Origin of the sequence: Pseudovibrio sp. Alg231-02 (assembly GCF_900143565.1) — a bacterium.
Lineage (GTDB): Bacteria > Pseudomonadota > Alphaproteobacteria > Rhizobiales > Stappiaceae > Pseudovibrio.
On record NZ_FREX01000006.1, the window covers coordinates 179,464 to 201,697 of the forward strand.

Here is a 22,234-nt window from a genome sequence, read left to right on the forward strand (position 1 = left end):
CGGCCTCGCCGAATAACAAGGCCAATGGCCTAAATTACAACCAACTGCCTTGATAGGACGGGAGATCCTGACCAAGGCTGTTGGCTTCATAGTCTGCGGACGCGAAATTGCAGGCTTTTTTGAGGGAGGAAAACCATGACGACTGTCTCTATGACGGTGAATGGAAAGCAGATTTCTGGTGAGGTTGAAGACCGCACCCTTTTGTCTACATTTCTGCGCGAAAATCAGGGACTGACCGGAACGCACATCGGCTGTGACACCTCACAGTGTGGTGCATGTCTCGTGCACATGGACGGTAAGGCGGTGAAGTCCTGCAGTATGCTTGCTGTTCAGGCAACTGGGTCTGCTGTCACCACAATTGAAGGCGTTTCCCAAAATGGCCAGCTGCACATCATGCAGAAAGCCTTCAAGGAAAACCACGGTCTTCAGTGCGGTTTCTGCACCCCTGGCATGATCATGTCCGCAATCGATATGATTGATCGCCTAGGTACAGATCTCGACGAGAAAACAATTCGCCATGAGCTGGAAGGCAACATTTGTCGCTGCACCGGCTACCACAACATCGTCAAGGCAATCAAAGCCGCAGCTGACGAAATGGCCGAAGTTCTCGAAGCCGCAGAATAATTCGGAAATTCAACTGATCATTGATCCAGCTGCACCTTATTTCAGGTGCGTTGCACCGCTGGAGCCTATGAACAGTTGCTGAAGTCAACCTTCCGGGAGGGGATGGAAATGACAGCAGAAGGAATCGGCGCACGAGTGCTGCGCAAAGAAGACAAAAGATTTATTACCGGAAATGGCCGCTACACGGATGACATGACCATGCAACGCATGGGCCACGCCGCTTTCGTTCGCTCAACACACGCTCATGCACGTATCAAGTCCATCAATACAGATGACGCGATGAAGATGCCGGGTGTTGATGCAGTCTTGAACGGACATCAGTTGGTCGCGGACGGTATCGGCAACATCATTTGCGGATGGATGATCCATTCCAAAGATGGCTCTCCAATGAACATGGGCGCGTACCGTGCTTTGGAGTCGGAAACAGTCCGTTATGTCGGTCAGGCCATCGCAGTTGTTGTTGCTGACACCCAGCAGCAGGCACGTGATGCAGCCGAAGCTGTTGTGGTGGAATATGAAGACCTGCCAGCTGTCGTTGACAGTCTTGATGCTCTGAAAGACGGCGCACCACAGCTCCATCCGGAAGCCGCTGGCAACCTCATCTACGATTGGGAGATCGGCGAGGAAGCTCCAACGGACGAAGCGTTTGCAAACGCTGCGCACATCACTCGGATGGACATTGACAACAACCGTCTTGTTCCAAATCCGATGGAACCACGCTCTGCTCTGGCGCATTTTGACCCGTCAGAAGAGCACTACACGCTTTACACCACCTCTCAGAACCCGCATGTGGCACGCTTGGTACTCTCCGCGTTCTACAACGTGGCACCTGAGAATAAGCTGCGCGTAGTTGCGCCGGATGTTGGCGGTGGCTTCGGCTCCAAGATCTTCATCTATCCCGAAGAGATTGCTTGTCTTTGGGCAACAAAACGCGTTGGCCGTCCAGTCAAGTGGACCTCCGACCGTACAGAAGCCTTCCTGACAGATGCACATGGTCGTGATCACCACAGCACCGCAGAATTGGCGTTGGATGCGAACAATAAAATCACCGGGTTCCGTGTGAAGACAGTCGCCAACCTTGGCGCCTACATGTCTTTGTTCTCATCTTCTGTACCAACCTACCTGTACGCGACGCTGCTGTCGGGCCAGTACAACATTCCAAACATCTACGCGAATGTGAAAGCGGTCTACACCAACACCACTCCGGTCGATGCATATCGCGGTGCAGGGCGTCCAGAAGCAACCTATGTGGTTGAGCGCATGATGGAAACGGCTGCAAAGGAAGTTGGCATGGCGCCAGCTGAATTCCGCCGCATCAACTTTGTGCGCGAGTTCCCGCATCAAACACCAGTGATCATGGCTTATGATGCCGGTGATTACGAAGCCTCTCTTGATGCAGCCATGAAGGCCATCGATTATGATGGGTTTGCTCAGCGTCGCACTCAATCCGAAGCGGCTGGCAAGCTCCGTGGTATCGGTATGTCTTGCTACATTGAGGCATGTGGTATCGCACCATCTCAAGCTGTCGGTTCACTCGGTGCAGGTGTAGGTCTTTGGGAATCTGCTGAGGTTCGTGTGAATGCCGTTGGAACCATTGAGGTTCTGACCGGGTCGCACAGCCATGGTCAGGGTCACGAAACCACATTTGCTCAGTTGGTCTCTGACCGGCTTGGCCTGCCAACGGAGAGTATCTCCATCGTCCATGGTGACACTGACAAAGTGCAGATGGGCATGGGCACATATGGCTCCCGCTCTGGTGCCGTTGGTATGTCTGCAATTGCTAAGGCACTCGACAAAGTCGAAGCCAAGGCGAAGAAGATCGCAGCGCACCTGATGGAAGCGTCCGAAGGGGACATCGAAATCGAGAACGGTGAGTTGAAAGTCACCGGAACCGATAAGAAACTCACCTTCACCGAAGTTTCTCTGGCAGCTTACACAGCCCACAACCTGCCGGAAGGCATGGAACCGGGCCTGAAAGAAGGCGCGTTCTACGATCCAACCAACTTCACGTTCCCTGCAGGGTGTTACATCTGCGAAGTCGAAGTTGATCCGGATACGGGCGTTGTCTCCATCGAGAACTTTGTCGCAGCTGATGACTTTGGCACCATCATCAATCCGATGATTGTGGAAGGTCAGGTGCACGGTGGTTTGGTGCAGGGCATCGGGCAGGCCATGCTGGAAAACACTCAGTATGACGAAGACGGTCAGCTGCTTACAGCGTCCTACATGGATTACACCATGCCGCGTGCGGATGATGTGCCGTCCTTCACGCTGGAAACCACAGTCACTGAATGCCCGGGCAATCCGCTCGGCATGAAGGGCTGCGGTGAAGCTGGCGCGATTGGGTCACCACCTGCTGTCATCAACGCCGTGACGGACGCCCTTGGCATTCGTGACATGAATATGCCTGCCTCGCCAAACCGCGTCTGGCAGCTCATTCAGGACAACGGCATGAAGCAGGCAGCGGAGTAATCAATGGCACAGGCTGGCGCTAAATCGATATTGGATCACAAGTTCATCGCCATCGAACTCAATCAGCGCGCATGGGCTCTCTTAGAAAATGAGAGCCGCTCGCCCGAGGAAAATGACGAGATGCTCCATGTCGCCCACGCCAGCCTTTGGCACTGGCTTCAGGCCGGAACGAAAGTCCATCACCAACGTGGCTTGTGGCTCGTGGGTCGTATCCATGTTCTGCTTGGAAACCGTGAAGCAGCAATGCGTTACGCCCGGCAGACCATGGACCTGACAGAGGTTCATCAAGAGGATATGGCAGACTTTGATCACGCCTATGCCTCTGAACTTCTGGCACGCGCCACATTGCTGGCAGGGGAAGAAGGTGAAGCCTCAGTTCTGTTTGAAAGAGCTGCACGGCTTGGCCAACTGATCCACGGTGAGCAAAATCGCAAGATTTTCTTTTCCGATCTGGAAGCTATTCCGTACCCGAAAACTGAATTGTCTGAACTTAACTCATAGCAACTCTGCCAAAGACCCCTTTAGGGGATGGGAGGCTAAAAATGTACGAGACCAAATATCATCGCGCATCAACAGTGTCAGATGCAGCGGCAATGTTGAAAAATGCTGATGACGGCAAACTGCTTTCTGGTGGTCAGACCTTGATCCCAACCATGAAGCAACGCCTTGCAGCGCCAAGTGACTTGATTGACCTGCGCCACATCGGAGAAATCTCCGGTATTGTAAAGCAGGCTGATGGCTCAATCCGCATCGGTGCAGCAACTTGCCATGCAGATGTCGCGGGTAATGAAGATATCAAGGCTGTCCTTCCAGGACTGGCTGATCTGGCAGGCACAATCGGTGATCCGCATGTCCGCCACATGGGCACGATTGGTGGTTCTGTCGCCAACAATGACCCTGCAGCGGATTACCCGGCAGCCTTGCTGGCTCTTGGGGCAACCATCGAGACCAACAAGCGTGAGTTCTCTGCGCAGGACTTCTTCACTGGCATGTTCGAAACCGCGCTGGATGAAGATGAGATCGTGACCGCGGTTGTCTTCCCGGTCGCATCGAACACTGCATACGCGAAGTTCCCTAATCCTGCCTCTCGCTATGCGATGGCTGGTGTCTTTGTAGCAAAGACCGGAGCGGGTGCTCGTGTGGCTGTGACAGGTGCCGGTCAGGATGGTGTTTTCCGCATGCCTGACATGGAAAAAGCTCTGGATGGCAACTGGTCTGCCGATGCTGTTGCAGGCATGGCGCCATCTGCTGACAACATGCTTTCAGACCTTCACGGTACCGCTGCCTATCGCGCTAATCTGGTGACGGTTATGGCGAAGCGTGCTGTTGCGGCATCCAGCTAACACATTGAGGGAAGGGGCTTTGTCCCTTCTCCTCACTTCTCTGGTGTGACATAACCAGCCTGAATTGATCGCTGGAATGTAATGGCCGCGTACTGGTGAACTTCACCCAGATAGGCAAGCAGGGCAGAGAGAAAGGTCGTCAGACCGACCAGTTCAAACGTCTCTTCCAAAATGTAGAAGATCTTGTAGCCAAGCGCATCATAGCCTTCGCTGCCAGCAAACACGGCTCCCAGCATCTCAAAACCAATTGCACCGGACAGGTAGATGCTGCCTGACAGCACAAATAAAACAGCAAACCGTTTTGGTAACCGTATGAGAAAGCGAAGATAAATCAGTCCAAGCGTTCCAACCAGAACCACAGCAGGTAACACCCACGCAAAGTAAAAAGCACCACTCAGGTTAAATGCATTGCGTAGCGGATCGATCGTGACTTCATGGATTGCGATGTTCTCGTCAACGGACATGTAGAGGAAGCCAAAGGCGAGCACCAACCAGTAGGGCCAGTTTTGTGACTTCTTGGAATGTCGTTCAATGATGCCAATCAGAGCAGTCAAACCGGCAATGCAGAGCATCACCATGGAAGAGAACCATGCGCCGAGGTTGAGTTCTTCATCCAGTGAGATATGCCGCAGGTCTTTCAAAGGCGTTTCAATGCCAATGGTGTCAACGAACACCTGCTGAACAATGCCAAGCAGCACGATCAGAAACACCATGCCGTACAAAACGACGGGCACCCTCTTTAAGTTGACCGCTGGCATGTGTTTGATCCCCCAACACTTCTTGATGCAACCAGCTAATTAAATCAGAGGTTCCATAAAAAAGAGCTAAGAAATATTGCCAATGATTGGCGCTCTTCAGCACGCAAGCTTGTAACAAAAAGGGCGCCCAGAGCGCCCCTTTCACGTTTCACATAAGAACGCGTTTATACGTGCTGACCGCCGTTGATATGTATTTCAGCGCCTGTCACGTAAGAAGATGGAGCAGAGCACAGGAAGTAGATGGTGTCTGCCACTTCTGTGGTGCTGCCAAGACGGCGCATCGGAATGGTCTCAACGATTTTCTCGGTACCAGGTGAGAGAATTGAAGTGTCGATCTCGCCCGGAGCAATCGCATTCACACGAACGCCGTGCGGCCCAAAGTCGGCAGCCATCTCGCGAGTCAGGGAAGCAAGAGCCGCCTTGGAAGTCGCATAAGCTGTTCCCGCGAACGGATGCACACGGCTCCCGGCGATGGACGTGACGTTCACGACGGAACCTCTCGCAGCCTTCAGCTCATCAAACAAACCGCGAGCCAGCATAATTGGCGCGAAGAAGTTTACCTGAAACACATCTCGCCATGTTTGCATTGGGGTTGTCAGGGAATCGAGGCGTTGGCCTTCCTCGTCTTTCGGGCTGATACCCGCATTGTTGACAAGGGCATGAAGCATGGAGCCGTTGTCTTTCAGACGCTCTTTGATCTGGAGAACGGCGTTTTCCAGATTATCTGCATCACCCAAGTCCACTTCAATGTGGTCTTCCGGCCCGGATGGCCAAGGGCATTTGTCAGAAAATGGTTGTCTGGAACAGCTAATGACCCGATAACCCGCTGAAGAAAATTTCTTTACGGTTGCGTGGCCGATTCCACGGCTTGCGCCCGTTAAGACGATTGTCTTGCGGAGATCCTTCGTCGTTTGGTTGGTGTTCATAGGGGCTTTGCTCGTGATAGGACTGCAGGAAACTGGAGTATTATTCTCTAGTTTTAAAAGATCTACTGTTTATATAATGCTTTGCAAGCGAAATTGGGAGCCCGAAAGCAACCAACAATGATCATTTGTCACTGCAACGTCATTAATGACAAACAAATAAAACAAGCTGCACGTGAGCTTTGCGAGAATCCTGAGGGGGGAGTCCCCACTCCGGGCGCGGTATTTCGTCACCTTGGGTACAGGCCAAAATGTGGTGGTTGCTTTAAAAGCATCATCGAAGTTGTATACGCTGAGGCTGAACAAGTTAAAGATGACTCTGGACAGTAACTTGGAATTATTCTAAAAAAGGTCAATACCTCAATTTGTCAAGGAGAGAGTGACATGAAGGGTGAACCTAAAGTACTGGAATATCTCAACAAGGCTCTACGCCACGAGCTGACCGCAGTAAATCAATACTGGCTGCACTACCGTCTCCTTGAAGACTGGGGCTTCACAAAGCTTGCAAAAAAAGAACGTGAAGAATCCATTGAGGAAATGGAACACGCCGATAAACTGATCGAGCGTATCATTTTCCTCGAAGGTCACCCGAATCTGCAGACACTCGATCCGCTGCGCATCGGTCAGGACCTCAAGGAATGCCTTGAATGCGATCTGGCAGGTGAATACTCCGCTCGTGCTCTTTACAAAGAAGCACGCGAAGTTTGCCGTGATGAAGGTGATTACGTCACCATGAAGCTTTTTGAAGACCTGATGGCAGACGAAGAAGGTCACATCGACTTCCTCGAAACCCAGCTGGAACTTCTGGAAAAGATCGGCGTCGAGCGCTACGGCCTGCTGCAGGCAACTCCTGCAAACGAAGGCGAATAAGCTTTTCATCTACGAGTTTTAGAAGGCCGGAGAGCGTTATGCTCTTCGGCTTTTTATTTGCGTGGTTTCACCCGGCGCGTGGCTTCTGCATCCAGCGGATTATCCGGCCATGGGTGTTTTGGGTACTGCCCCTTCATATCAGCCTTCACATCCGCCCAGGACCCTTGCCAGAACCCAGGTAGGTCCTTGGTGATCTGAATAGGCCGCTGAGCAGGGGAAAGCAGTTGCAACACCAGCTGAACCTTCCCACCGCAAATGCTTGGGTGCTCCGCAAGGCCAAACAACTCCTGCACCCGAACGGAAAGCATCGGCCCTTGCTCGCCATCATAATCAACCGGAATGCGCGATCCGGTGGGCACGACAAAGTGCGATGGCGCCAGATTGTCCAGTTCCGAACTCAACTCCCAGGGAACCAGCGTTGCAAGCGCATCGCCCAATGTCCCAGCACTCACTTGAGACAGAGCCGTCTTCCCTGCCAGAAACGGACGCAGCCACTCAAAGTCTGCACTCAGAGCCTTATCGCTCAAGTCCGGCCACTCTTTCCCAGCAGTCTCGCGCAGATAAGTCACCCGTCCGCGATAGCGTAACTGATCCTTGCTCCATGGCAGACGGGCCGCACCTTTACGGGCAATCTGGTCAAGCAGTGCATCAACAATCGCTTCTGGATCGGGATCAGAGATTTTCTTCTCGTTCAGCACCAACTTGCCTAGGACCCGCTGCCGAACGGCCTTGATGGCGCCATCTGGCATCAGCTGCACCTGTTCCTTCTCGCGGATGTGAGAGGCAAAACGGGCTTCGAGTTCACTGAAGGAAAGCGGTGCAGCCAGCAAGATACGTGCGCGGGCGGCTGTACCGGTCACTTCAGCAATACTCAGGAACTTCTCGGCATAAAGCGCCTCGCTCTCTTCCAGCTGTGCACCACGCCCATTGGCAAGGCGGAAGCTGCCCCGGGCACCGCGTTGCTGTGCGATACGGTCAGGATAAGCAAGGCTCAGAATATCGCCGGCATCTTCAAAGTTGGCACGCTCAGAGGAGCGTCCGCCAACAAGCTTCACCCAACGCTTGGCCTGCGCTCGTGCCTCTTTGCCTCGTGGGCTCTGGTCTTGCATCAAGCGGCGCAAACGATCTCGCAGGTCAGTCGATCGACCGCCCAAACCATGCTCGCCAATAATCACGGCAATCAGCGATGCCAGCTCGGCTTGTCCCTCTTGCGAGGCTTGCACCAGCATGTGCCCGAGACGAGGGTGCAGCGGCAGTCCGGCAAGGTCACGACCAGCTTTGGTCAGGCCGCCATCTGCATCCAGCGCGTCGAGCTCTTCCAGCAGCTCTTTCGCCTCAGACCAGGCAGCAGCAGGCGGCGGTGTCATAAACTTCAGCTGAGCGGGATCAGAAACACCCCAATTGGCGACATCAAGCACCAGTCCGGAAAGATCACTCTCCAAAATCTCTGGCTTTTCAGCAGCAGGAAGGGCCTTCGTCTGCGCTTCTTCCCAAAGTCGATAACATATGCCCGATTCCACACGGCCCGCGCGCCCCTTGCGCTGCTCTGCAGTTGCACGAGAAACCTTCACGGTTTCAAGACGTGTCAGTCCTGTTTGCGGATCATAACGCGGCACACGGGAAAGACCTGCATCAATCACAATACGCACGCCCTCAATAGTCAGGGACGTCTGCGCAATGGCTGTGGTCAGCACCACTTTTCGCTGACCGGGCTTGGCAGGACGAACAGCCAGATCCTGCGCCTTACTATCCAAAGCGCCATAAAGAGGTGCAATGCTCACATCAGCAGCAACGCGTCCTTCCAGCAAGGATTGCGTGCGCTTGATCTCACCCTGACCCGGCAAGAACACAAGCACAGAGCCTGTCTCTTCAGCCAATGCTGAACGAACAGCCCGCGCCACCTGATCTTCCAGCCTTCCTCGTGGATCGCGGCCAATGTAGCGCGTCTCAACCGGATACTGGCGACCTTCGCTCTTCAGGATTGGTGCATCATCCAAAAGCTTGGAAACTTCAGCCGCATCCAGTGTTGCGGACATCGGCACAATGCGCAGGTCATCGCGCAACGCTTCCTGAACATCCAAAGCAAGCGCCAGCCCAAGGTCTCCGTCCATGGAGCGCTCGTGGTATTCATCAAAGAGAACGGCAGCTACGCCGGAAAGCTCAGGATCATCAAGGATCATGCGGGTGAAGACACCTTCCGTCACCACCTCAATGCGTGTTTTGCCTGAAACCTTGCTGTCCATGCGCACGCGATAACCAACTGTCTCGCCAACGCTCTCAGCTAGCGTATGTGCCATACGTCGTGCAGCAGCACGCGCTGCAAGGCGCCGAGGCTCCAGCACGAGGATCTTACCATCACCTCGCCATGGAGCATCCAGCAGGGCGAGTGGCACACGGGTCGTCTTACCCGCACCCGGCTCGGCAACAAGAACCGCATTGGTGTTTTGCTCAAGAGCAGAGAGCAAGTCCGGCAGGATCGCTTCGATTGGCAAAGAGGAAGACGTCATGGGCTCCGCAAAAAAGTAGGCGTCAAAAAAGAGGAAGCAGCTCCACAGACCTTAATCTATGCAAAGCTGCTTCCAGTCAATTTGGAATTTAAGCACAAGGCTAATCTGCTGTCTTAGCGTCCTTGCGGTGCCAGCTACGGCCCGTCAGATCTACCAGATACTCATCAGGTGCACGGGTATAAGCCGCGAGACCTTCAAGGGCAGGGCTTTTGTGCGTGATGATGTAAGTCGGAATAGACTTCATGATACCTTCATGCGGAGCTTTGGCCTCAAAAGCAGCCCGAAACTCACCACCATGCAGCCAATGCGAGATCTTTGGCGGAATGCCGCCTGCCAGATACACACCGCCGCGCGCAAGATTGGTGATTGCGAAATCCCCCGCAACACGGCCAAGTGCAGCACTGAATAATCGCAGCACTTTTTGCGCAACTTCATCACCATCATCCGCCGCCAAAGGCACATCCGACGGCTTTTCATAGGTACGATGCACCCCGTCAGCCTGCAGCACAGCCTTAGCAAGGCGCACAAGGCCGGCACCACAGACAACCTGCTCAGCACCAACGCGCCCGCCAATACGCTCGATATACGGCCAGATGCGGTATTCTTCCTCACTCAGCGGACCAAGCTCAACATGGCCGCCTTCGCCGGGAACCGGAATCCACTTTCCGCAGGAGCGGATCATCGCACCAGCACCAAGGCCAGTGCCCGGACCAACAACAAACTTGGTCGCGTTCTGCTCAGCCACGCCGCCGCCCACCTGATCCAGATCGACTGGGGAAAGGGATGGCAAGGCAAGGGCCTGTGCCTCAAAGTCGTTGAGAAGAACCACCTGTTCCAGACCAAGCTCTTTGATGAGAGCGGGAGGCTCAATCACCCAGCTTGCATTGGTCAGAGCGATCCGGTCGCTGGAAACGGGAGCAGCAACAGCCAACACCGCAGATCGTGGCGCAGCGTAGCCTTGTTCCAGAACTCCGGCACGAATGGCATCCTGAATGGTTGCATGCGCCTTCGTTCCTTCCTGACCACAAAGCTTGGTTGGCTCATTGGGGCCTTCTATCAACGCAAAGCGAGCATTCGTGCCGCCGATGTCAGCGACAAGGACCGGGTAGGGTAGGTTTCTTGTAAGCGGAGCAGAGTGCAGCATTTATAAGTGTGACTTTATTGTTGGCTGGAAATTTCTGGTGTTTGCGAGGAAGTGGAAAGTCCCGCCAAGCGTGCAGAGCGCAAAATGATGTCTGCTGTACTGCGGTTCAACGCCATTGGAATATCGTAGACCAGCGCCAGGCGCATCAATGCTTTCACATCCACATCATGCGGCATTGGGGAGAGGGGGTCGACGAAGAAGAACAGACCATCCAGAGCGCGGTCAGCAATCATTGCGCCAATCTGCTGGTCACCACCAAGCGGGCCGCTTTTCATGCGTTCTACATCCAGAGATGGGCATGCATCCTGAATACGGCCACCCGTTGTCCCCGTCGCAAAGAGCTTATAGTCAGCGAGTTTGCTTTCGTGCAATTTGGCAAACGCGACCATTTCGTCTTTTTTTGCATCGTGGGCGATAAGGGCGAGAGTTCTACGCTCGGTCATTTGGGCTCCGTCAACACGTCGCTGGAGCGCATCCCTGAAAGGTGGTTCCGTTTTTCGGAGAGGGACACGCAGAAACAAAAACTTAGAGCTTGCCTGAAACTGTGCACGGCATGCTCTAAGTCTCTTGGGATTACTTATCCTTTAGCGCGTCTTGACAGGCTTTGAAAGAGTCAACTTGCGCCGTTTGTACCTGATATCTGAGCGGCGACAAACGGCAGCAGGTCATACACAGGTTTCCGAAACATTTCGGAGCCAGCAGCATCAGTCGAACAAAGAGCACATGACCATATCTCTGCGTGACTTGGCGCGGATGAATTTAGGTTTGTCATCGACAAGACCGGCAATCTCCAGCACAAGCTTCATGCGGATGGCATCACTGAAGCCTTCCTTGGAACGGACTGGAATCGAAAATGCCCCAGGTCCACCAATGACGCAATCTTCATAGTAATGGTCCAGATGCAGCATGGATTGCCACGAAATGCTCTCTTCCTTCAGCATCAAAGGCAGACCGTTGACTGTCATGCCCTGCGCGATTGCAGCATCACGTGCTTCGGTGACAGCGCTGCCCTGATTGTTCGGACCATCGCCGGAGATGTCGATGACCTGACGCATGCCGTTGTATTCGTTCGCGATGACCAGATTGACCGCCTGTGTCAGCGCGGAGGAGATGGAAGTGCGTTGCACCCGGCGCAAGGGGGCTTCGGCAATCTTGCCTGCAAACTTACCCGCGGTTGCCTCGTCCGAAATAATGGTCCAGTCCGCAACAACAAAGTGCTCGTCTTTGCCACCCCACTCCATGTAGGCGACAGCAATGCGACCGATGGGGCCGTATTTGATCGCATCAAGCACTTCGTCAGATGTCAGTGCCGCAACATACCCTTCTCTTTGAATGCGCTGTTCCTCTGGATCCATGCTTTGAGAAATGTCCACGGCCAGAACCAGTTCAAGGTCCACCTCCTTGGACATATCGAAGTTCAAAGATGCATGAGTATTGGAAGTCGCCAGGATGGGGGTAGAAAACAAGAAACCACCAAGTGCGAATGCGCCCGCAATCGCAGTGAGGGGTTTTGTGCACATGGGCCGCATTTTCAGCCTCCTTTTTTGCAAGGTTCAGGGTGTCCCGGTCACGGACCTCCCCGCCTCAATTTTTTTGTTTTGCTGCAATCGGCACTGAGCTAACGAAAACAGGTTACATCCATAGTATTCCCACGGTCATCCATGAATGTGGAAGACCATTCACTAGCATTGATATATATAGGGTTGTATTAAGCTGGCTCTGCGGAAAATAACTGTTTGATTTGCCAGTAAACGCAATCTGAAGATTTTGCGGCGACAAATGTTGTGTCAGTTAGTGCGTTGAAAATATTTTGTTTATTTTACAAATATTGAGAGTTGATCAAATGTTACATAAAGTTGATTAATTTCTTCATGATCGCTTTGCAAATTTGACCTGAGACGTGAGTCGTAACCTAAGTAATTTCCGCAAGTACTTGAATTGAAACTATTTGATTTTATTAGTATGGCAAAAACAGTGGTTTAGTTAGCTAGCAATAAGATTCTGCAAATCGCGCAGTTTATTTCCTTGACCTTCCGTTTCACCTAATGCAAATGTGTGGTTGAAATATTTCTCACGTGGTGAAGAAATATTCTTCTCTGATTTGGGGGAGTGCTCAGAAGCTCTGAAACTGAGCATTTCGGTAGGAAAATTGGGAATGGATTCTGGAGATATTTCCAGAAAGCCATATAGGAATATAAGAGGCTAGACCATGAAGGCAGACGAATGGACCACATCTTTGGCCATTAGGGCCGCTTGGATGTCTTTCATTGGCCGAAGCACTCAGGGAGAGATTGCTGGCCGCCTTGGGGTTTCTCCTGCAAAAGTTCATCGCCTAATAGCACATGCTCAAAAAGAAGGCTTGATAAAATTTCATATCGAAGCCCGGCCTTCTGAATGCGTTGAATTAGAACAATTTCTCTGTAAGCGAATGAATCTGGAAAATTGCTTTATTGCTCCGGATCTTGGCAGCGGTGACGAAACAGACTCTTTCACTGCAGTTTCATCTTTTGCTGGCCAATACCTTCATTCACTTTTTACAACGAATCCACCTAAGCGCATTGGCGTAGGCATGGGGCGCACGCTCCAGTCCACCATCGAGGCGATGCCTCGTGTTCACCTTCCTGAGCTTGAGCTGCTGTCCGTATCCGGCTCGCTCACCCGTCGTCTTTCTGCCAACCCGTATGATGTTGTGCAGCAGCTATGTGCGAAGACAGGCGGTGAAGGTTTCTATCTTCCTGTTCCTTATATTGCTGAAACCAAAGCAGAAAGAGACACCTTTGTGTCTCAGGGCGCTGTTCAGGAGCTGCTCGCAAGAGCGAAGGCCGCAGAACTCTTCATCATCGGCATCGGGTCCGTTGAGAAGGAAGGCCACCTTGTTCAACGCAAGCTGATTACCTCTGAAGAACGTGAAGAGCTGCTGGAAAGCGGCGCTTGTTCTGACGTGATGGGCCGCTTTGTCGACATTGACGGCAACGAAGTGGCCTGTTCTCTAAACGAAAAAGCAGTTGGTTTGCACTTTGATGACGTCCGCAAGGCGCATGTTGTCGCGATCGTTGGCGGTTACCGCAAGGCGAAAGCAACACTGGCAGCATTGGCGACCGGCATCATCAAGGATCTGATCATCGATGAGGTTTTGGCCAGAGAACTCGCTGGCCTGCTGAAAGAGAACGAGCTCGAAGCAACGACATAAGTTGGGAGTCTGTTCTTCTTAAGGGAGAGTCCTTTCCGCTCTACGGGAAGATATAATAAGGAAGAAACCGTGAAAACCACAACAATCCTCGGTGCAGTTGCTTTAGCAGCAGTCATGACGACTGGAGCTATGGCAGAAACTTTCAAGCCCGCAGTCGTTTATGATTTCGGCGGTCGTAATGACCGGTCTTTCAATGAAGCAGCTTACAAAGGCGCGTTGCAGTTCGAAGAACGCACAGGCATCAAGTTCCGCGATTTTGAGATCCAGAATCCATCTCAGCGTGAACAGGCTCTGCGTAATTTCGCGCGACGTGGTCTCGATCCAATCATCACGATTGGTTTCGCTCAGGCAGCTGCACTGGAGAAAGTTGCTAAGGAATTTCCTGACACGCACTTCGCAATCGTTGATTCCGTTGTAGACCTGCCAAACGTACGTTCCATTGTCTTCAAAGAAGGTGAAGGTTCGTTCCTCGTTGGTCTTCTGGCTGCAATGTCAACTGAATCCGACACCATTGGTTTTGTTGGCGGTATGGACATTCCGCTGATCCGCAAGTTTGCATGTGGTTACAAGCAGGGCGCGAAATACGCGAAGCCTGACATTGAAATCATCGAAAACATGACCGGAACCACCGGCGCAGCATGGACTGACCCACTTAAGGGCGGTGAACTTGCTCGTTCACAGTTCGCGCGTGGCGCAGATGTTGTGTTTCATGCTGCAGGCTTGACCGGCACTGGCGTTCTTCAGGCAGCAGCAGATGAAGGCAAGCTGGGCATCGGTGTGGATTCCAACCAGAACCACCTGCATCCGGGTTCTGTTCTGACTTCCATGATCAAAGCGGTAGATGTTGCTGTCGATAAGACGCTGACAGATGCTAAAGAAGGCAAGTGGACTTCAGGTGTTGAAGTTCTCGGCCTTGCTGAGAATGGTGTTTCCTGGTCTTACGACGAGTATAACAAGCCTCTCATCACAGCAGAAATGCAGTCTGCAGTTGAACAGGCAAAGATGGATATTATTTCTGGCAAAGTAGAAGTTCACGATTACATGGTGGATTCTACCTGTCCGTTCTAATCTAATGGAAAGTGCCCGCACTATCTGGTGTGGGCATTTTCGCTTACGGTGGTTCTTCGGAACGACCACTCCTTCCAGACTTTCGGTCTTGAAGGGATTTATGAGGGACTTGCGCCCCTGTAGCCCGAGTAGAGTTTTCAGCCTTTGGGAGCGAAGGTTGAAGGGGAAACGAGGATAACTGCATTGGGATCTGTTCTCTGCTTCTCCTGGGGGTGGGGCAACGCTTTTGAAACGGTGTACTTCGAAAGCAAGAACGAGATTGATGCGCAAGTTATTGATTTGATAGACCAGAAAGGCCGGGCAACAGTGGCTGAAAGCAATGTACCTGCCATCGAGTTAATTGGCGTAAGTAAAAGTTTTGGGCCTGTTCAAGCAAACAAGGACATTGACCTTGTTGTAGGAAAAGGGTCCATTCACGGCATCATTGGGGAGAACGGAGCGGGCAAATCCACCTTGATGTCGATCCTCTACGGTTTTTACCATGCCGATAGCGGAACAATTAAGATCGATGACAAGACAACCACTATTCCTGATTCGAAGAGCGCGATTGCGCAGGGCATCGGTATGGTGCACCAGCATTTTATGCTCGTCGATCCATTCACAGTTCTAGAAAACGTTATTCTTGGCGCTGAGGGCGGCGCACTGTTGAAAGATGGTGTAGCAAACGCACGTCGCGAACTTAAGCGTTTGGCAGACGAATACGACATGACAATTGACCCGGACGCAGTCGTGGGTGAGTTGCCAGTTGGTTTGCAGCAGCGAGTAGAGATCCTGAAGGCTCTGTACCGTGGTGCAGACATTCTCATTCTTGATGAGCCGACCGGTGTTTTGACACCATCTGAGGCTGATCACCTCTTCCGCATTCTTCGCGTACTGCGCGATCAGGGTAAAACAGTTCTGCTGATCACCCACAAACTGCGTGAGATCATGGATGTAACCGATACGGTGTCCGTGATGCGTCGTGGTGAAATGGTGGCCTCTCGCAAAACTGCTCAAACCTCCATGGAAGAACTGGCTGAACTTATGGTTGGCCGCAGTGTTCTTCTGGAAGTGGACAAGCCTGAAGTCGAAGTTGGCAAGCCTCTCCTCAAAGTGGAAGGCCTCAACGTTCGGGATGATCGCGGCGTGATGCGCGTGAAGGATGTTTCCTTCGAAGTGCGTGCAGGTGAAGTTCTTGGTATCGCAGGCGTTTCCGGTAACGGTCAGTCTGAGCTCCTCGCAGCTCTTTCCGGCATCACCCGCGCCGAAAGCGGCAAGATGGAGCTGTCAGGCGAGTCGTTGGACCTCTCAGCGGCACATAATGCAGCTGAAATGCGCACCAAGGGAATGAGCCACGTACCTGAAGATCGCCACCGGATGGGGCTGGTCAACAAGTTCGCAGAATATGAGAACTCCATTCTCGGCTACCATCGCGAACCGAAATACTCAAAAGGTATGTTCCTCAATAAAGATGCGATCCGTAAGGAAGCTAAGGAACGCATTGAGAAATACGACATTCGCCCTCCAACCACCGAAATGACAGCTGCAAAGTTCTCTGGCGGTAACCAGCAGAAAATCGTTCTGGCACGTGAAATTGAGTGTAACCCGGACGTTCTTCTGATCGGTCAGCCGACACGCGGTGTTGATATCGGTGCGATTGAGTACATCCACAACCGGATCATGGACATGCGCGCGCAGGGCAAAGCTGTCCTTCTTGTATCCGTGGAGCTTGAAGAAATTCGTTCACTCTCCGACCGCATCATTGTCATGTTTGATGGCAACGTGGTTGGTGAACGCGGGCCAGAAGCAACAGAGCAGGATCTTGGTCTTCTCATGGCTGGTGTCAATCAAGAGGCAGCAGAATGATCATGAATTCCCTGTTTAACAACAAAATTTGCTTTGACCTGACATTTGGGGGAACACAGAAATGAGTAAGGGGCAACTTCCTCGTTGGGTTGACTACGGTGTTTTACCGGCCCTCAACCTGCTCGCGGCATTTATCATCTCTGGCTTGGTCGTTGTAGTAATTGGCGAAGATCCATTCGAAGCCGTTAAATGGCTCGTTTGGGGTGCTTTGGGGTACGGTGAAGGCATCGGCTATACACTGTACTACGCAACAAACTTTATCTTTACCGGTCTGGCTGTGGCTGTCGCCTTCCATGCTGGTCTGTTTAACATTGGTGGTGAAGGTCAGGCCTATGTCGGCGGTCTGGGTATCGCTCTGGTCTGCCTCGCCATGGACCGCTTTGTTCCATGGTGGGTGACGTTCCCATTCGCGATTATCGGTGGTGCTGTATTCGGTGCAGCCTGGGCATTCATTCCGGGTTACCTGCAGGCAAAACGCGGCTCTCACATCGTTATTACGACGATCATGTTCAACTTCATCGCATCCGCGTTGATGGTGTACCTGCTGTCTAACATCCTGATCCCTCAGGGCACGATGTCCCCATCCTCTCGTAACTTCGAGGCTGGCGGTCAGCTTCCACTGCTCAGAAACGTCTTCACAAGCTTCGACTTCGGTCAGTCTCCTGTGAACCTGGCGTTCTTCCTCGCTCTCGCTGTTTGCGTGGTGGTCTGGCTTCTGATCTGGCACACCAAGCTTGGCTATGAAATCCGCAGCTTCGGTGCAAACCCGGATGCAGCAGCCTACGCTGGCATCTCCCCGGTGCGCATTACTGTTGTAACCATGCTGATTTCCGGTGCTCTTGCTGGTTTGATGGGCATCAACGTTGTGATGGGTGAGCAGACACGCTTGCTTCTCGACTTCGCAGGTGGTGCAGGCTTCGTTGGTATCGCGGTAGCGCTGATGGGACGAGGGCATCCGATCGGGATTATTCTCGCCTCCATGCTCTTTGGCCTGCTCTATCAGGGCGGCGCAGAGCTGGCGTTCGAAATCCCAACAATCTCACGCGACATGATCGTGGTCATTCAGGCCCTGGTTATTCTCTTCGCTGGTGCTCTTGAGCATATGTTCCGCCCAGCAGTCGTAGCGTTCTTCGATCGCTTCTCATCAAGCACAGCAGAAGCATAGGGAGACGGACATGTTAGACACAATCATTCTCGTTCTCGACAGCACATTCCGCCTGTCAACTCCTCTTCTGTTTGCGTGCCTTGCTGGCCTGTTTTCAGAGCGTTCCGGTATCGTTGATATCGGTCTGGAAGGTAAAATCCTCGGCGCAGCTTTTGCTGCCGCTGCCGCAGCCTACGTCTTCCAAAGCCCGTGGATCGGTCTTCTGGCGGGTATCATGGTTTCCGTTATGCTGGCACTGGTGCACGGTTACGCATCTATCAGTCAGCGCGGCAACCAGGTGGTTTCCGGTGTGGCGATCAACTTCCTTGCAGCTGGTCTGACCGTATTGCTGGGTCAGGCATGGTTCTCTCAAGGTGGACGAACACCGGCTTTGTCTCCGGCAACCCGCTTTGAAAGCCTCACGCTGCCATTTGCCGACACTTTGGCAAACGTGCCTGTGCTGGGTCCGATCTATGCCAATCTGATCTCCGGTCACAACATTCTGGTTTATGCATCTTTCGCTGCCGTACCGTTGACCTGGTGGATCATTTTCCGAACCCGCTTTGGTCTGCGTCTTCGCGCAGTAGGTGAGAACCCTTCCGCAGCTGACACAGCAGGTCTATCAGTAACACTGCTACGTTACCGTGCGACAATCATTTGTGGTATTCTCTGCGGGTTCTCTGGTGCTTACCTGTCTGTTGCTCAGGGCGCCGGATTTATTAAAGATATGAGTGCGGGCAAGGGCTTTATTGCTCTGGCAGCTCTTATCTTTGCAAAGTGGAAGCCAGTGAACGCCATGTTCACATGCCTTCTCTTTGGTTTCCTAGATGCATTGGCAATCCGTCTTCAGGGCCAGGAAATTCCTGGAATTGGTGAAGTGCCTGTTCAGGTCTTCCAGGCTCTGCCTTACGTGCTGACTGTGGTTCTTCTTGCCGGCTTTATCGGTCGCGCAATCCCACCGAAAGCATCTGGTATCCCATATGTTAAAGAGCGTACATAAGGACAATAATAATGAGCGCATTTGACAAGCTTTTTGAAGAAGCAAAGGCGGCACGAGAAACCGCCTATGCGCCATACTCCAACTTCAAGGTGGGCGCTGCATTGCTCACCTCTGATGGCAAAGTCGTCTCCGGGTGTAACGTCGAAAACGGCGCCTACCCGGAAGGCACCTGTGCTGAAGGCGGAGCAATCGCGGCAATGATCCGCGGTGGCTCCACCAAGATCAATGAGGTTGTAGTGCTGGCAGACGCCGCGCTGTGCACACCATGCGGTGGGTGTCGTCAAAAACTTTCTGAATTTGCAAGCAACAAGCAGATCAAGATCCATGTAGCCAACCTCGAAGGTCTGCGTAAAACCTTCACCATGGAAGAACTGCTGCCTGCTGGCTTTGAATTGAATGAACAGATTGAGGATTGATTATGAGCGGATTTGGTAAGGAATCAGCGGAAATTGTACGCGCTGCTCGCCCAGGTGATTATAAAGTTGGGATGATCCTCGGTTCTGGTCTGGGTTCACTGGCTGACGAAGTGGAAGACGCGGTTCGTGTGTCTTACAACCGTCTCACCGGTTTCCCTGTCTCTTCTGTTACCGCGCACGCAAGTGAGCTGGTTGCAGGCACTCTGGAAGGTGTCCCGGTTGTTATTCTGTCCGGTCGTGCACACTACTATGAGAGCGGCAACCCATCCGTGATGCGCACGCCGCTTGAGACCCTCAAAGCACTTGGCTGTGACACAATCGTTGCAACCAACGCTGCAGGCTCCCTGCGTGAAAATATCAAGCCGGGTTCTCCAATGCTGATCAATGACCACATCAACTGGTCTGGTCTGAACCCGCTCATCGGCGAAGAAGACGAGAGCCGTTTCCTCGATCTTTCCGCCGCATACGACCCAGAGCTTCGTGAGCAGCTCAAAAAAGCAGCTGCTGAAACTGGTGAAGACCTCGAAGAGGGCGTCTACATGTGGTTCTCCGGCCCGTCTTTCGAGACTCCGGCAGAAATTCGCATGTCTCAGGTGCTCGGTGCTGATGCCGTTGGCATGTCCACCGTACCGGAAGTGATTATGTCTCGCTTCCTCGGCATGCGCGTCGCAGCAATCTCCACCATCACCAATATGGGAGCTGGCCTACAAGCCCACGGCCTCTCTCATGATGAAACCAAGGAAATGGCCCCGCTTGGAGCGGCCAAGATCAAAAAGATTTTGCGTGCCTTCCTCAAAAACATGGCTTGAAGGAAACTGGCAAAATGACCGAAGCATCAACAAAAGAAATAGCAAAGCGTGCTCTAGGACTTATCGATCTAACCAACCTGAATGATGACTGCACTGCAGAAGATGTAGCAGCACTTATTGAGCGCTCAACTACACCTTACGGTCACACCGCAGCCATCTGCATCTGGCCTCGCTTTGTAAAGCAGGCTGCTGAGCTTCTGAAGAACTCTCCAGTTCGCATCGCGACTGTTGTGAACTTCCCTGCTGGTGGTGAAGACACTGCAGCAGTGATTGAAGAAACCAAAAAGGCTGTTGCTGACGGCGCGGACGAAGTTGATCTCGTCATGCCATATCGCGCATTCGCAGAAGGCCGTCGTGGTTTCGCTGAAGATCAGATCAAACAGGTTCGTGGCGCAATTCCTGCTCCAGCACAGCTCAAGGTTATCCTTGAAACCGGCGAGCTGAAGGATCCTCGTTTGATCCACCTGGCTTCTGAAATTGCAATTGCACAGGGCGCAGACTTCATCAAAACCTCAACAGGTAAAGTGGAAGTCAACGCAACTCTCGAAGCTGCGGAAATCATGCTCAACGTGCTGCGTGAAACTTCCAAGGAAGATCACCGCGTTGTTGGCTTCAAGCCAGCTGGTGGTGTGCGCACTGTAGAAGAAGCAGCTGAATACCTGAAACTGGCTGACGACTTGATGGGCAGCAACTGGGTATCCTCAGCAACGTTCCGTTTCGGCGCAAGTGGCCTGCTTGATGCAGTGCTTGCTGGCATCGAAGGCCGTGATAACGACACTAAAGAGACCTACTGATATGCTTCCTCAAGAAATCGTTCGTAAGAAACGTGAAGGCGAAGTCCTGACAGCTGAAGAAATTCAGTTCTTTGTAAAGGGCATCACTGATAACAGCGTAACCGAAGGACAGGTTGCTGCTCTGGCAATGGCCGTGTTCTTCCAGGGTCTCAGTGTTGACGAGCGTGTTGCACTGACACTCGGCATGCGTGACAGCGGTGACGTTCTCGACTGGTCCGACATCGGCGCACCAATCGTTGACAAGCACTCCACGGGTGGTGTTGGCGACAACGTTTCCCTGATGCTTGCGCCTGCACTTGCTGCAAACGGTGCTGCTGTTCCAATGATCTCCGGTCGCGGTCTCGGCCACACCGGCGGTACTCTGGACAAGCTGGAAACCATTCCGGGCTATTCCGCAAAACCATCCAACGAACTGTTCCGCAAGGTTGTTCGTGAAGTTGGTTGTGCGATCATCGGCCAGACTGGTGACCTCGCACCTGCTGACAAGCGCTTCTACGGTATTCGTGACGTGACCGCGACTGTTGAGAGCATTGATCTCATCACCGCGTCCATCCTGTCCAAGAAGCTGGCGGCTGGCCTTGAAACTCTGGTTCTCGACGTTAAGTGGGGCACCGGCGCATTCATGGCGAACTACGAAGACGCGAAAGCTCTGGCTGAAAGCCTCGTTCTTGTTGCAAACGGTGCAGGTCTTAAAACCACCGCATTGCTCACAGATATGAACGAGTCTCTGGCATCTGCAGCTGGTAACGCGATCGAAGTTCAGAACGCTGTAGACTTCCTGAAAGGCACCCACGTTGACAATCGTCTGTGGGATGTGACCGTTGCAATTGGTGCAGAAGGTCTTGCCAACTCAGGTCTTGCTGATAGCGTTGATGACGGTAAGAAGAAGATGGAAGAAGCCTTCACCTCTGGTAAGGCAGCTGAACTCTTCGGCAAGATGGTCGGCGAACTCGGCGGTCCAAACGACTTCATGGAGAAGCCGGAAGCATACCTTGCAAAGGCTCCGATCCAGCGCGCAATTCATGTACCAGAAGCATCTTTGGTGACTGGTGTTGATGCACGTGCAGTTGGTCTCGCAGTTGTTGAACTTGGTGGTGGTCGTCGTGCCGCAGCGGACGAAATCGATCCTGCTGTTGGTCTCACAGACATCGCTGGTGTTGGCACGTCCGTAGACAGCGAAACTCCAATCGCCGTCATCCACGCACACACCGAAGATCAGGTAGAGCGTGCAGAGAAAGTTCTGCGTGACGCTTACACCTTTGGTTCTGCGGCGGACGTTAAAGAGTTCGACACAATCCGTGACCGTATTGCGCCTTAATCTGCGCAG

General features: G+C 52.7%; 21 protein-coding genes. 15 read left to right on the forward strand and 6 right to left on the reverse strand.

Annotation, left to right across the window (positions count from 1 at the left end):
• Nucleotides 1–135: 135 nt before the first annotated feature.
• From DHN43_RS16900 to DHN43_RS16915, 4 genes are all read left to right on the forward strand, one after another.
• Nucleotides 136–624 carry a (2Fe-2S)-binding protein gene (locus DHN43_RS16900; RefSeq protein ID WP_057464199.1) on the forward strand — a complete coding sequence of 163 codons (489 nt, stop codon included), beginning with the start codon at nt 136–138 and terminating at the stop codon, nt 622–624.
• A gap of 108 nt (nt 625–732) precedes the next feature.
• The gene (locus DHN43_RS16905; protein WP_108819395.1) at nt 733–3,096 is read left to right on the forward strand and encodes a xanthine dehydrogenase family protein molybdopterin-binding subunit; all 2,364 of its coding nucleotides are present in this window, start codon (nt 733–735) and stop codon (nt 3,094–3,096) included.
• 3 nt (nt 3,097–3,099) lie between these two features.
• Nucleotides 3,100–3,597 (forward strand): hypothetical protein, encoded by a 498-nt coding sequence (locus DHN43_RS16910; RefSeq protein WP_108819396.1) that lies wholly within the window; start codon nt 3,100–3,102, stop codon nt 3,595–3,597.
• 41 nt (nt 3,598–3,638) lie between these two features.
• Entirely contained in the window at nt 3,639–4,439 is an 801-nt protein-coding gene (locus DHN43_RS16915) for an FAD binding domain-containing protein (protein ID WP_108819397.1), read from the forward strand.
• Nucleotides 4,440–4,471: 32 nt separating this feature from the next.
• Here the strand turns inward: DHN43_RS16915 and DHN43_RS16920 are convergent, their stop codons facing one another.
• Both DHN43_RS16920 and DHN43_RS16925 read right to left on the reverse strand, forming a co-directional pair.
• Nucleotides 4,472–5,197: a hypothetical protein gene (locus DHN43_RS16920; protein ID WP_208995462.1), complete on the reverse strand. Its 726-nt coding sequence runs from the start codon at nt 5,195–5,197 to the stop codon at nt 4,472–4,474.
• 164 nt (nt 5,198–5,361) lie between these two features.
• Complete coding sequence (locus DHN43_RS16925) at nt 5,362–6,123, reverse strand: SDR family NAD(P)-dependent oxidoreductase (RefSeq protein ID WP_063286749.1); 762 nt, start codon at nt 6,121–6,123, stop codon at nt 5,362–5,364.
• Nucleotides 6,124–6,240: 117 nt separating this feature from the next.
• Between DHN43_RS16925 and DHN43_RS16930 the strand changes: the two genes are divergently transcribed.
• Nucleotides 6,241–6,450 carry a (2Fe-2S)-binding protein gene (locus DHN43_RS16930; RefSeq protein WP_063286750.1) on the forward strand — a complete coding sequence of 70 codons (210 nt, stop codon included), beginning with the start codon at nt 6,241–6,243 and terminating at the stop codon, nt 6,448–6,450.
• 54 nt (nt 6,451–6,504) lie between these two features.
• A complete protein-coding gene (gene bfr / locus DHN43_RS16935; RefSeq protein WP_054784322.1) occupies nt 6,505–6,990 on the forward strand; it encodes a bacterioferritin in 486 nt (161 codons plus the stop codon).
• 53 nt (nt 6,991–7,043) lie between these two features.
• Here bfr and hrpB read toward each other — a convergent pair whose 3' ends face one another.
• The 4 genes from hrpB to DHN43_RS16955 form a co-directional block, all read right to left on the reverse strand.
• Nucleotides 7,044–9,497: an ATP-dependent helicase HrpB gene (gene hrpB, locus DHN43_RS16940; protein WP_108819398.1), complete on the reverse strand. Its 2,454-nt coding sequence runs from the start codon at nt 9,495–9,497 to the stop codon at nt 7,044–7,046.
• A gap of 100 nt (nt 9,498–9,597) precedes the next feature.
• Nucleotides 9,598–10,641 (reverse strand): glucokinase, encoded by a 1,044-nt coding sequence (gene glk, locus DHN43_RS16945; RefSeq protein ID WP_063286752.1) that lies wholly within the window; start codon nt 10,639–10,641, stop codon nt 9,598–9,600.
• Nucleotides 10,642–10,655: 14 nt separating this feature from the next.
• Nucleotides 10,656–11,084 (reverse strand): methylglyoxal synthase, encoded by a 429-nt coding sequence (locus tag DHN43_RS16950; protein ID WP_063286753.1) that lies wholly within the window; start codon nt 11,082–11,084, stop codon nt 10,656–10,658.
• Nucleotides 11,085–11,345: 261 nt separating this feature from the next.
• Complete coding sequence (locus DHN43_RS16955; RefSeq protein WP_208860247.1) at nt 11,346–12,170, reverse strand: DUF1194 domain-containing protein; 825 nt, start codon at nt 12,168–12,170, stop codon at nt 11,346–11,348.
• 728 nt (nt 12,171–12,898) lie between these two features.
• On the opposite strand from DHN43_RS16955, the gene DHN43_RS16960 reads away from it, so the two are divergent.
• From DHN43_RS16960 to deoA, 9 genes are all read left to right on the forward strand, one after another.
• Nucleotides 12,899–13,831, forward strand: a complete 933-nt coding sequence (locus tag DHN43_RS16960; RefSeq protein WP_244271720.1) for a sugar-binding transcriptional regulator — start codon at nt 12,899–12,901, stop codon at nt 13,829–13,831.
• Nucleotides 13,832–13,900: 69 nt separating this feature from the next.
• On the forward strand, nt 13,901–14,899 hold the full coding sequence (locus tag DHN43_RS16965; protein WP_082830530.1) for a BMP family lipoprotein: 999 nt from the start codon (nt 13,901–13,903) through the stop codon (nt 14,897–14,899).
• Between the two features lie 306 nt (nt 14,900–15,205).
• Nucleotides 15,206–16,744 carry an ABC transporter ATP-binding protein gene (locus tag DHN43_RS16970; protein WP_063300784.1) on the forward strand — a complete coding sequence of 513 codons (1,539 nt, stop codon included), beginning with the start codon at nt 15,206–15,208 and terminating at the stop codon, nt 16,742–16,744.
• A 61-nt stretch (nt 16,745–16,805) separates the two neighbouring features.
• A complete protein-coding gene (locus DHN43_RS16975; protein ID WP_108819399.1) occupies nt 16,806–17,909 on the forward strand; it encodes an ABC transporter permease in 1,104 nt (367 codons plus the stop codon).
• Between the two features lie 10 nt (nt 17,910–17,919).
• Entirely contained in the window at nt 17,920–18,888 is a 969-nt protein-coding gene (locus DHN43_RS16980; protein WP_057464188.1) for an ABC transporter permease, read from the forward strand.
• Nucleotides 18,889–18,899: 11 nt separating this feature from the next.
• Nucleotides 18,900–19,304 (forward strand): cytidine deaminase, encoded by a 405-nt coding sequence (gene cdd / locus DHN43_RS16985; protein WP_063291339.1) that lies wholly within the window; start codon nt 18,900–18,902, stop codon nt 19,302–19,304.
• A 2-nt stretch (nt 19,305–19,306) separates the two neighbouring features.
• Nucleotides 19,307–20,113, forward strand: a complete 807-nt coding sequence (locus DHN43_RS16990) for a purine-nucleoside phosphorylase (RefSeq protein ID WP_063286755.1) — start codon at nt 19,307–19,309, stop codon at nt 20,111–20,113.
• Between the two features lie 14 nt (nt 20,114–20,127).
• Entirely contained in the window at nt 20,128–20,907 is a 780-nt protein-coding gene (gene deoC / locus DHN43_RS16995) for a deoxyribose-phosphate aldolase (protein WP_057464250.1), read from the forward strand.
• Between the two features lies 1 nt (nt 20,908).
• On the forward strand, nt 20,909–22,225 hold the full coding sequence (gene deoA, locus DHN43_RS17000) for a thymidine phosphorylase (protein ID WP_063305557.1): 1,317 nt from the start codon (nt 20,909–20,911) through the stop codon (nt 22,223–22,225).
• The last annotated feature ends 9 nt before the right edge of the window (nt 22,226–22,234 follow it).

What these genes read in the sequence shown, in the direction of transcription:
- DHN43_RS16915 (WP_108819397.1), top strand. Translation starts at nt 3,639, where the DNA reads ATGTACGAGACCAAATATCATCGCGCATCAACAGTGTCAGATGCAGCG.
- DHN43_RS16950 (WP_063286753.1), bottom strand. Translation starts at nt 11,084, where the DNA reads ATGACCGAGCGTAGAACTCTCGCCCTTATCGCCCACGATGCAAAAAAA.
- DHN43_RS16905 (WP_108819395.1), top strand. Translation starts at nt 733, where the DNA reads ATGACAGCAGAAGGAATCGGCGCACGAGTGCTGCGCAAAGAAGACAAA.
- deoC (WP_057464250.1), top strand. Translation starts at nt 20,128, where the DNA reads ATGACCGAAGCATCAACAAAAGAAATAGCAAAGCGTGCTCTAGGACTT.
- DHN43_RS16920 (WP_208995462.1), bottom strand. Translation starts at nt 5,197, where the DNA reads ATGCCAGCGGTCAACTTAAAGAGGGTGCCCGTCGTTTTGTACGGCATG.
- DHN43_RS16960 (WP_244271720.1), top strand. Translation starts at nt 12,899, where the DNA reads ATGTCTTTCATTGGCCGAAGCACTCAGGGAGAGATTGCTGGCCGCCTT.
- DHN43_RS16980 (WP_057464188.1), top strand. Translation starts at nt 17,920, where the DNA reads ATGTTAGACACAATCATTCTCGTTCTCGACAGCACATTCCGCCTGTCA.
- DHN43_RS16900 (WP_057464199.1), top strand. Translation starts at nt 136, where the DNA reads ATGACGACTGTCTCTATGACGGTGAATGGAAAGCAGATTTCTGGTGAG.
- DHN43_RS16910 (WP_108819396.1), top strand. Translation starts at nt 3,100, where the DNA reads ATGGCACAGGCTGGCGCTAAATCGATATTGGATCACAAGTTCATCGCC.
- DHN43_RS16955 (WP_208860247.1), bottom strand. Translation starts at nt 12,170, where the DNA reads ATGCGGCCCATGTGCACAAAACCCCTCACTGCGATTGCGGGCGCATTC.
- DHN43_RS16975 (WP_108819399.1), top strand. Translation starts at nt 16,806, where the DNA reads ATGAGTAAGGGGCAACTTCCTCGTTGGGTTGACTACGGTGTTTTACCG.
- deoA (WP_063305557.1), top strand. Translation starts at nt 20,909, where the DNA reads ATGCTTCCTCAAGAAATCGTTCGTAAGAAACGTGAAGGCGAAGTCCTG.
- hrpB (WP_108819398.1), bottom strand. Translation starts at nt 9,497, where the DNA reads ATGACGTCTTCCTCTTTGCCAATCGAAGCGATCCTGCCGGACTTGCTC.
- cdd (WP_063291339.1), top strand. Translation starts at nt 18,900, where the DNA reads ATGAGCGCATTTGACAAGCTTTTTGAAGAAGCAAAGGCGGCACGAGAA.
- DHN43_RS16990 (WP_063286755.1), top strand. Translation starts at nt 19,307, where the DNA reads ATGAGCGGATTTGGTAAGGAATCAGCGGAAATTGTACGCGCTGCTCGC.
- glk (WP_063286752.1), bottom strand. Translation starts at nt 10,641, where the DNA reads ATGCTGCACTCTGCTCCGCTTACAAGAAACCTACCCTACCCGGTCCTT.
- DHN43_RS16925 (WP_063286749.1), bottom strand. Translation starts at nt 6,123, where the DNA reads ATGAACACCAACCAAACGACGAAGGATCTCCGCAAGACAATCGTCTTA.
- DHN43_RS16930 (WP_063286750.1), top strand. Translation starts at nt 6,241, where the DNA reads ATGATCATTTGTCACTGCAACGTCATTAATGACAAACAAATAAAACAA.
- bfr (WP_054784322.1), top strand. Translation starts at nt 6,505, where the DNA reads ATGAAGGGTGAACCTAAAGTACTGGAATATCTCAACAAGGCTCTACGC.